Genomic DNA, 7,706 nt, shown 5'->3' with positions numbered 1-7,706 from the left:
GCACCGCCTTCGGCGACGCGGTTTTCGATCAGGCGATCAGAACCGCCTTCGGCGACGACCGGTTGGGAGGAGGCGGCAAATACGTTGGCGGCCAGTACAGAGAAAGCGAGGCTGAGGATGACTTGGCGTTTCATGATGGTGTGCTCCGGGGGTGCAGTGGTTTGTGTGGGGCCATTGTTGTCCCGGGCGATCATCAAGAGAACTTCATTGACATGATGGTGAACATCGATGGCAGTGATACCTCGTTGTCCCGCTACCGGTCAGCTCGATGGAACACTGATGGGCTCGCGGGCTCTACCGGCATAACGCTTATGCAGGAGGTACGTTCATGTATCAGTTATTCGGTTGCAGGCAATCCGGCTCTTCGGCGGTGGAGGTTGCCCTGTGTCTCTGTGAGGTGGCTTATCGGCGGGTCGACGCCTATTCGACGCAAGACAACGATGCGGCGAAAGAGCTTGAGGCAGTCAATCCTCTGAAGCAGGTGCCGACCCTGCAGTTGCCGGACGGTTCGGTGCTGACTGAAGCAGCGGCGATCCTGATTCACCTCGGGTTGACCTTCCCAGCATCGAAGCTGCTCCCGCAAGACCCGGCCCAGCGTGCCCAGGCCATACGGGGCCTGGTCTATATCGCGGCCAATTGCTACACGCCCATCGGCATTATCGATTTTCCGGAGCGCTGGCTGGACGAGGCGGACGAAGCGACTCGACAGCGATTGATATCCGGCACGCAGCAACGGCTGTATCGCAATTGGGCGCTGTTTGCCGACCAGTTCCCGGCCCGACCTTTTCTAGGCGGTGACGAACCCGGAGCGCTGGATATCCTGGCGGCCGTGATCACGAAGTGGAGAAATACGCGGGAGGCGATGCTGAGCGCCCGTCCAGCGTTCCATGAGCTGTTGGAGCGCATTGACCACCATCCGCGCGTTGCGCCGGTGCTGTCGCTGCATTGGCCTGAGTGAATCAAGGACACGCCTTGCGTGCAGCCGCTTGCTCGACAAGGCCGGCAAATTGCAGGACATTCTCCTGATGCGCCGTCACCAGCTCGTCGATACTGGCGCCCGCCGGCGTTTGCAGGCTGCTGCGGCACGTGATGGGGCGGGCGTCGTTGCCCAGGTTACGCAGTCGCCATTGCACATCCATGCGGGCATAGCGGCCAGGGATCGAGTCAAAGCGTTGCACCTCTACCCGCAGCAATGATTTGGGGGCGCCAGGGTTGCTCAGTTGTTCGTCCAGGCTGCTGTGCAGTTCATCGGCCAGGCTGGCGCCCCACCATTCGGTTTCCATGATCGCCAACCCGCTGTTGCCTTGGCGAATGACCATCTGGGTGCGATCCACCTGGGGTGGGACACTGACCTGTTCGATCTGGATGTCCACGCTGGAGTGCGATTGGCCTGCCGGTTGGGCCGGGCTCAACGTGTGGTAGTGGATCGGATCGCTGCGGCAGGCGCCGAGCAGCAATGCCACGGCAACCAGGGTGAGTTTCAGCGTCAGTGGCATGGGGCGGGCTCCTGTGATCATTCTTTCACCGGCAATGTGAGGTTCTGCGCCGGTGCGTCCTTGGGACGCCCGCGAAGCAGCGATTCGGGATGGCGGCTCAGGTAGTCCGACAGTTCGCGCAGCGAGCGCGACATGCGCCCCAGGTCGTCCAGGGTCTGGGTCAGTTGTTCGCGCTGCGGTGAATCTTCGGCCAGGGTCGAGTTAGCCGATTGCAGGGTCTTGCTGACGTCTTGCAAGGTGCTTTGCACGCCCGGCAGGGTCTTGCTGTTGAACTGGGCCAGGCCTTTGCGCAGCTCCACCAGGTTGCCATCCAGGTTGCCGGCAATGCTCTCCAGTGGCAGTTTGTTGATCCGCTCGATCATCGTCTGCAGTTGTTCTTGCAATTGCTGGAGACTGCCCGGGAGGGTCGGGATTCGCACGGGGCGGGCGCTGGGATCGAAGGCCACTTTTTCAGCCTTGGGGTAGAAGTCCAGCGAGATGTACAACTGCCCGGTCAGCAGGTTGCCGCTACGGGCCTGGGCACGCAGGCCGCGCTCGACGAAGCTGCCCATCAGGCGGGCACTGGCGGCTTCGTCTTCGGGGTCGTGGTTGAGCGACTTGAGCAGTTTTTCATGGGCCTTGCCCAGGCGCTGAGGGTAGATCACCACGCCGACGTTAACCGGAAAGCTGCGTTGCTTCTCATCGAAATCGAGGTTGATGGCCACCACCCTGCCTATTTCCACGCCGAGGAACTCCACCGGCGCACCGACGCGTAACCCGCGCAGGGCCTGGTCGAAACGCAGGGCCAGGTATTGGCCCTTGCCATCGGGCGGGGCGAGGGCGCTCTGCTGGTCGGCAAACAGCTCGAAGGTCTTGTCTTCGCTGGCGGCGGTGTCGTTGGGGCTGTACTCCGGTGCCCGGAACGCGATGCCACCCAAGAGCAAGGCCGAGAGCGATTCGGTCTTGACGGCGAAACCGTTGGCGCCGACGTTCACGTCGACGCCGCTGACGTTCCAGAACCGGGTGTTTTCGGTGACATACACATCGTTGGGCGCGTTGATGAACACGTCGATGTTGACGCCTTTGCCGTCGGCGTCCAGGGCGTAGGACACGACTTGGCCCACCGGGATCTTGCGCAGGTACACCGGCGAGCCGATGTCCAGTGAACCGAGGTCCTGGGAGTGCAGGGTGAAGCGCTTGCCTGGTTCGCCGTAGGTGATGGGCGGCGGGTTCTCCAGGCCCGTGAAGGACTTGGCGCGCACTTTCGACTGACCGGCGTCGGCCCCAATGAAATCCCCCGACAGCAAGGTGTCGATCCCCGAAATACCGCCGGCCCCGATGCGTGGCCGTACGACCCAGAACACCGAATCTTCGTGAGTGAAGGTGTCGGCAGTCTTGGCGAGCTTGACCGTGGCGGTGACGTTCTTCTGGTCCTCGCTCAGTTGCACGTCGGTGACCTGGCCGATGACCACGTTGCGATATTTCACCTGGGTCTTGTTGGCGGTCAGGCCCTGGCCGGTCTTGAAGGTGATGGTGATGGTCGGGCCTTCCTGCAGCCAGTTGTGGACCACCAGGGACAGCCCCACCAGGACCGCGATGATCGGCACGATCCACACCAGCGACACCGTCCAGCGGCGGGTGGTGACGTGGGCGCGGCCGGGTGCGGGTTGCTGCCCGTCAGTGGCTTGCGACTTCATCCATGACCTCCTCGGATGGTTGAGTGTCCCAGATCAGCCGGGGGTCGAAACTCATGGCCGACAGCATGGTGAACAGCACCACGAGGCCGAAGAACAGGATGCCCGGTCGTGGTTCGATGTCGCTCAATGCCTGGAACTTGACCAATGCCGCCACCAGGGCCACCACCAGCACATCGAGCATTGACCAGTAGCCGATGACTTCCACCAGCCGGTACAGCTTCGCCCGCTGGACTTGGGCCCAGGTGCTGCGCCGCTGTGCGGTCACCAGCAACAGGGTCAGCACCACGAACTTGATGCCGGGCACCGCAATGCTGGCGATGAAGATAATCAGGGCGATGTCCCAGGCGCCGCTTTGCCAGAACTCGATGACGCCGCTGATGATGGTGCTGTCGGCGCCTTCACCGAGCATCTGGGTATTCATGACCGGTAGCAGGTTGGCCGGGATGTAGAACACCAGCGCGGCCAGCATGTAGGCCCAGGTGCGGGTGATGGCGTCGGGTTTGCGTCGATGCAGGGCGGCGTCGCAGCGGGGGCAGGTTTCGGGCTCGTCGGTCATGTCGCAGGCCAGGCCACAGCTGTGGCACAGGCACAGGCCCAGGTCGCGGGCCTCTGGCGGGGTGTCCAGCGGCTGGCCGTTCACAGGCTGTCCCAAAGGTCGCGGACATCGCGCCCGGCAATGCGGATCATCAGCAGGCTCAAGGCCGCCAGGGCGAACAGGCCGATGCCCGGGAGCACGTCCAGCAGGCCGGCGAGCTTGATCACCGCCACCAGCGCGCCCAGCAGGCACACCTCCAGCATGCTCCAGGGCCGCAGGGTTTCCAGGCTGCGCATGCACAGGTTGAACCCCGGCGCCCGCCGCTGGAGGTAGGCATGGCCCAGTACCCAGAGCAGCAGCGCCAATTGAAAGGCTGGTGCAATGATGATCGCCACCGCTGTCACCAGGGCGATGAAGGCGATCGGCCCCTGGTTCAGCGCCACGATGGAATCCCATAACGTCGCGCTGTTGCTCAGGCCCTGGAGGCGGATGCTCATGATCGGGTAGATGTTGGCGAAGGCCCACAGCACCGCCGCGGTCACGCTCAAGGCCAGGCGCTGCTCGATGGTCAGGCCGTTGTAGCGCTGGATCACCGCGTGGCAGCGCACGCACGAGGCTTTCTGGTGCGCAGCGAGCATCACCGGTTCGTACACCGCATCGCAATGTTCACAAATGATCAATCGGTCGGTGTCGGCCATCGGGATGCTCGCAGGAACAACCCCTTCAATATAGAAGTGCCTTGGAAATGAGCAACCCGACCGAACGGATCATTCCCCGCGAATGTATTGCTCCAGTTGTTTGATCAGATCGGCCTGTTCGGCGATGGCTTCCTTGACCAGGTCGCCGATGGACAGCAGGCCGACCAGTTTGCCGTCCTCCACCACTGGCAAATGCCGCAGATGTTTTTCGGTCATGATGCTCAGGCAGGTCTCGACGTTCTGGTGCGGGTCGATGGTGATCACGGGGGAGACCATGATGTCACTGACCTTCGTGCCCACCGATGAGCGACCGCGCAAGACCATTTTGCGAGCATAGTCGCGCTCGCTGATGATCCCCAGCACTTCATCGTTCTTCACCACCAGCAAGGCACCGACATTCTTCTCGGCCATGCGCATCAGGGCCTGCAATACCATGTCGTCCGGTGAGATGGTGTGCACTTGCTGGTTCTTCTCGTCTTTTATCCGGAGCAACTGCGCGACGGTTTTCATGGGGGAGCCTCAGGTGTTGTTTTGCTGGTTGTTAAAGCATCGTAGACCCAACGGTGCAGAGCAAGCGGTAAAGCGGCGGCCAGTCGTCCAAAAGCGTCATTGCCCGGGGATTTCCCTCAATCCCGTGGCCAGGCGCCGTTGTGGCGAGGGAGCTTGCTCCCGCTCGATCGCGCAGCGATCGCAAAAAGGGGCCGCTGCGCAGCCCAGCGGGAGCAAGCTCCCTCGCCACAAAAAAAGCGGGTGGGTGGTGTGTCAGTTGGGCAGGTGAAGTTCCCTCGCCACAGGTAGAATCACCGCCTACGCAAAATTCGAGGTTGCAGCGGTGGATTTACAGCAGGGCTTCGTCCTGACCCGGCATTGGCGCGATACCCCGGCCGGCATCGAAGTCGAGTTCTGGCTGGCGACCGACGCCGGTCCCCGGCGCGTGCGCTTGCCGGTGCAGACGTCGGTGGCCTTCGTGCCGCAGATCCAGCGCGGCCAGGCCGAAGCGCTGCTGCAAGGGGAGAAGGACGTTGAGTTGCGTCCCCTGGACCTGCTGGATTTCGAGCATCGTCCGGTGCTGGGGCTGTATTGCCAGCAACACGCCCAACTGATGCGCCTGGACACCACCTTGCGCCGCGCTGGCGTGGAGGTGTTCGAAGCAGACATCCGGCCGCCTGAGCGCTACCTGATGGAGCGTTTCATCACCGCCCCGGTGTGGTTCGGCGGTACGCCGGCCGCCGATGGCCTGCTGGTGGATGTCCAGATGAAACCGGCGCCCGAATACCGCCCACCGTTGCGCCTGGTGTCCCTGGACATTGAAACCACCGCCCAGGGCGAATTGTATTCCGTCGCCCTGGAAGGCTGCGGCGAGCGCCAGGTCTACATGCTCGGGCCAGCCAATGGTGACGATACCGGCGTGGATTTCCAGCTGGAATACTGCGAATCGCGCACGCTGCTGCTGAAGAAACTCAACGATTGGTTCGCCCGTTTCGACCCTGACGCGATCATTGGCTGGAACCTGGTGCAGTTCGACCTGCGGGTACTGCATGAACATGCCCGGCGCCTGGCGGTGCCGTTGCGCCTGGGGCGTGGTGGGGAAGAGATGCAATGGCGCGAGCACGGAGCGCGCAACAACCACTTCTTCGCCTCGGCCGCTGGCCGGTTGATCATCGACGGTATCGAGTCCCTGCGTTCGGCGACCTGGAGTTTTCCCTCGTTCAGCCTGGAAAACGTCGCCCAGACGCTGCTGGGGGAGGGCAAGTCCATCGATAACCCGTACCAGCGCATGGACGAGATCAACCGCATGTTCGCCGAGGACAAGCCGGCCCTGGCCCGCTACAACCTCAAGGACTGCGAGCTGGTGACGCGGATCTTCGCCAAGACCGAACTGCTCAAGTTCCTCCTGGAGCGGGCCAGCGTCACCGGCCTGCCAGCGGACCGCAGCGGCGGTTCGGTGGCGGCCTTCACGCACCTGTACATGCCGCTGATGCACCGTCAGGGGTTCGTTGCCCCCAATCTCGGCCAGCGTCCGCCCGAGGCCAGCCCGGGTGGATTTGTCATGGACTCCCAGCCGGGGCTCTACGAGTCGGTGCTGGTGCTGGACTACAAGAGCCTGTATCCATCGATCATCCGCACTTTCCTGATTGACCCGGTGGGCTTGATCGAAGGGCTGCGCCACCCGGCTGACCAGGAGTCGGTGCCAGGCTTTCGCGGGGCGCGTTTCTCCCGTACCCGCCATTGCCTGCCGGCCATCGTGGCGCGGGTCTCCGAAGGCCGGGAAACCGCCAAGCGCGAGCACAATGCGCCGCTGTCCCAAGCATTGAAAATTATCATGAACGCCTTTTATGGCGTGCTCGGTTCCAGCGGCTGTCGCTTCTTCGATCCACGCCTGGCCTCGTCCATCACCCTGCGCGGCCACCAGATCATGCAGCGCACCCGCCAGTTGATCGAAGCCCAGGGGCATGTGGTGATTTATGGCGATACCGATTCCACGTTCGTCTGGCTGCGTCGTGCCCATGGCCAGGAGGAAGCGGCCAGGATCGGTCGCGAGTTGGTCGCCCACGTCAACCAATGGTGGCGTGAGCAGGTGCGCGATGAGTTCGGCCTGGAGAGTGCGCTGGAGCTGCAGTTCGAAACCCATTTCAAGCGCTTTCTGATGCCGACTATCCGCGGCGCCGAGGAGGGCAGCAAGAAACGCTACGCCGGATTGGTCACCCGTGCCGATGGCAGCGACGAAATCGTCTACAAGGGCCTGGAAACCGTGCGCACCGACTGGTCGCCGCTGGCACGGCAATTCCAGCAGGAGCTGTACGGGCGGATCTTCCACCGCCAGCCCTATCAGGATTATGTGCGCGATTATGTGCAGCAGACCCTGGCCGGTGCGTTCGATGATCGGTTGGTCTACCGCAAGCGTCTGCGTCGGCCCCTGGAAGACTACGAACGCAACGTCCCACCCCATGTGCGGGCTGCGCGGCTGGCCGATGAGTTCAACCAGCGCCAGGGCCGGCCACGGCAATACCAGAATGGCGGCTGGATCAGCTACGTCATCACCGTCGCCGGCCCCGAGCCGCTGGAAATCCGCAGCGCGCCGATTGATTACGACCATTACGTGAGCAAACAACTGCAACCGGTGGCGGATGCGATCCTGCCGTTTGTGGACGATGATTTCTCGACGTTGGTGGGGGGGCAGATGGGGTTGTTCTGATGACGAGGGTCAAGGTTCCTGTGGCGAGGGAGCTTGCTCCCGCTGGGCTGCGCAGCGGCCCCTTTTGCGACCGCTTCGCGATCGAGCGGGAGCAAGCTCCCTCGC

7 protein-coding genes are annotated in these 7,706 nt (G+C 62.8%); 2 read left to right on the top strand and 5 right to left on the bottom strand.

The annotated features are described in order from the left end of the window. Nucleotides 1–328: 328 nt before the first annotated feature. Nucleotides 329–958 carry a glutathione S-transferase family protein gene (locus BM300_RS03040; RefSeq protein ID WP_092344417.1) on the top strand — a complete coding sequence of 210 codons (630 nt, stop codon included), beginning with the start codon at nt 329–331 and terminating at the stop codon, nt 956–958. 1 nt (nt 959) lies between these two features. Here BM300_RS03040 and BM300_RS03035 read toward each other — a convergent pair whose 3' ends face one another. The 5 genes from BM300_RS03035 to BM300_RS03015 all read right to left on the bottom strand — a co-directional run bounded on the left by BM300_RS03035 (nt 960) and on the right by BM300_RS03015 (nt 4,915). Next, nucleotides 960–1,496, bottom strand: a complete 537-nt coding sequence (locus BM300_RS03035) for a PqiC family protein (protein ID WP_092461978.1) — start codon at nt 1,494–1,496, stop codon at nt 960–962. 17 nt (nt 1,497–1,513) lie between these two features. Then, nucleotides 1,514–3,172, bottom strand: a complete 1,659-nt coding sequence (locus BM300_RS03030) for a PqiB family protein (protein ID WP_092223931.1) — start codon at nt 3,170–3,172, stop codon at nt 1,514–1,516. After that, a complete protein-coding gene (locus tag BM300_RS03025; protein ID WP_063325133.1) occupies nt 3,153–3,797 on the bottom strand; it encodes a paraquat-inducible protein A in 645 nt (214 codons plus the stop codon). The genes BM300_RS03030 and BM300_RS03025 overlap by 20 nt, the downstream gene beginning before the upstream one ends. 11 nt (nt 3,798–3,808) lie before the next feature. Then, entirely contained in the window at nt 3,809–4,405 is a 597-nt protein-coding gene (locus tag BM300_RS03020) for a paraquat-inducible protein A (RefSeq protein WP_092223933.1), read from the bottom strand. A gap of 69 nt (nt 4,406–4,474) precedes the next feature. Further along, nucleotides 4,475–4,915 carry a CBS domain-containing protein gene (locus BM300_RS03015; RefSeq protein ID WP_003200075.1) on the bottom strand — a complete coding sequence of 147 codons (441 nt, stop codon included), beginning with the start codon at nt 4,913–4,915 and terminating at the stop codon, nt 4,475–4,477. A gap of 322 nt (nt 4,916–5,237) precedes the next feature. Here BM300_RS03015 and BM300_RS03010 point away from each other — a divergent pair, with 322 nt between their 5' ends. After that, the gene (locus BM300_RS03010; protein ID WP_092461976.1) at nt 5,238–7,601 is read left to right on the top strand and encodes a DNA polymerase II; all 2,364 of its coding nucleotides are present in this window, start codon (nt 5,238–5,240) and stop codon (nt 7,599–7,601) included. Nucleotides 7,602–7,706: the final 105 nt, after the last annotated feature.

Origin of the sequence: Pseudomonas sp. NFACC46-3 (genome assembly GCF_900114515.1) — a bacterium.
GTDB lineage: Bacteria > Pseudomonadota > Gammaproteobacteria > Pseudomonadales > Pseudomonadaceae > Aquipseudomonas > Aquipseudomonas fluorescens_Q.
The sequence above is the reverse complement of the archived record's forward strand: the minus strand, read 5'-3'. Positions and strand labels throughout refer to the sequence as shown.

Bases quoted from the DNA above. Each gene is read 5' to 3' on its own strand.
- BM300_RS03040 (WP_092344417.1), top strand. From the start codon at position 329: ATGTATCAGTTATTCGGTTGCAGGCAATCCGGCTCTTCGGCGGTGGAG.
- BM300_RS03035 (WP_092461978.1), bottom strand. From the start codon at position 1,496: ATGCCACTGACGCTGAAACTCACCCTGGTTGCCGTGGCATTGCTGCTC.
- BM300_RS03030 (WP_092223931.1), bottom strand. From the start codon at position 3,172: ATGAAGTCGCAAGCCACTGACGGGCAGCAACCCGCACCCGGCCGCGCC.
- BM300_RS03020 (WP_092223933.1), bottom strand. From the start codon at position 4,405: ATGGCCGACACCGACCGATTGATCATTTGTGAACATTGCGATGCGGTG.
- BM300_RS03015 (WP_003200075.1), bottom strand. From the start codon at position 4,915: ATGAAAACCGTCGCGCAGTTGCTCCGGATAAAAGACGAGAAGAACCAG.